A 1344-nucleotide genomic window follows, 5' to 3' on the forward strand; every position below is an offset into this window, starting at 1 on the left:
GGAAATTCGTAAACGCCGGCCAAACCTGCATCGCACCTGATTACCTGTTCATTAAAAAAGACGTTCAGGACAGGTTCGCGGGGATTTTACAAACAGTCGTCAACGCTGGATTTATGGAGGATGATCATACCCCAGACCGCAGCAAATTTACGCAGATCGTCAATGACCGCAACTTCAACCGCGTCAAAGATCTGTTCGACGATGCCATCGAAAAAGGGGCGGAAGTGGTGTTCGGCGGCGTATTTGATGCCAGCGACCGCACGATCTCGCCAACCGTTTTGAAAAACGTCACGCCTGATATGAAAATCATGCAGGAGGAAATCTTCGCACCGATTCTGCCAATGATGAACTATGAAGACATCGACGAGGTCATCGATTACGTAAATGACCGCGATAAACCGCTTGCACTTTATGTGTTCAGCAAAAACCAAGACCTGATTGACAACGTCCTTCAGCACACGACATCAGGAAATGCGGCCATCAATGATGTCGTCGTCCATTTCAGTGACGTCAACCTGCCATTCGGCGGCGTCAACACAAGCGGAATCGGCTCCTATCATGGGGTATACGGATTCAAAGAGTTTTCTCATGAGAAGGGTGTATTTATTCAAGCCTCTAAATAATCATAATGAAGAGAATCTGCATCATCTTGCAGGTTCTTTTTTTATCTTTATATGACCTAAATAAAGAGATTAAAAGTGATAAAATACAATTTTCAAACGAGACAAAATTCCTCTAGTCTATCTCATTGAAACCCTGCAGCCCCTAACGTATAATACCCAGAAAACTTTAAAGGAGTAAAATGATACATGGAAAAACCAGCAGGATTTTGGATTCGGGCAGCCGCCTCGATTATTGATGTATTTATTATAGCTATATTCTCTTTCATTATGATTTTCATTAACACCTTCATTGTGTTGCCACTCATTGATGCAGCAGGTACACACATGTCAGAAGCCCAATATGAGTTTTTCATGTTGATCATTGGCACAATCCCTGTTTTGGCCATCATATTTATTTTCGCTATTCTTTACTATAGCTTGCTGACTTCCTCAAACATGCAAGCAACATTGGGAAAAAACTCATGGGCATCATCGTTGTCAATCAGTATGGCGAGCGTATTTCTTTTTGGCACAGCTTCGGCCGTTTCTTCGCTTACACATTATCTAAGATCTTATATATCGGTTTTATCATGGCGGCCTTTCCCTCTAAACTGGCATTACATGATTATATTTGCGGGACAAAGGTTGTCTATAAAAATAAATATCTTGATTGATCAAAAAAACAGGCTGCCGAGTTAACCTCGCCAGCCTGTTTTACTATTTCCCAAAAGCCATCAGCTTC

1 protein-coding gene and 1 pseudogene are annotated in these 1344 nt (G+C 42.0%); both read left to right on the forward strand.

The genetic code is table 11. The annotated features are described in order from the left end of the window. A partial coding sequence (locus ACWHAR_RS21540) for an aldehyde dehydrogenase family protein (protein WP_452087776.1) occupies positions 1 to 623 on the forward strand: 623 nt, incomplete at its 5' end. Positions 624 to 809: 186 nt separating this feature from the next. Further along, positions 810 to 1276, forward strand: a pseudogene (locus ACWHAR_RS21545) (RDD family protein). The last annotated feature ends 68 nt before the right edge of the window (positions 1277 to 1344 follow it).

Source organism: Bacillus sp. LR--39 (assembly GCF_053613335.1).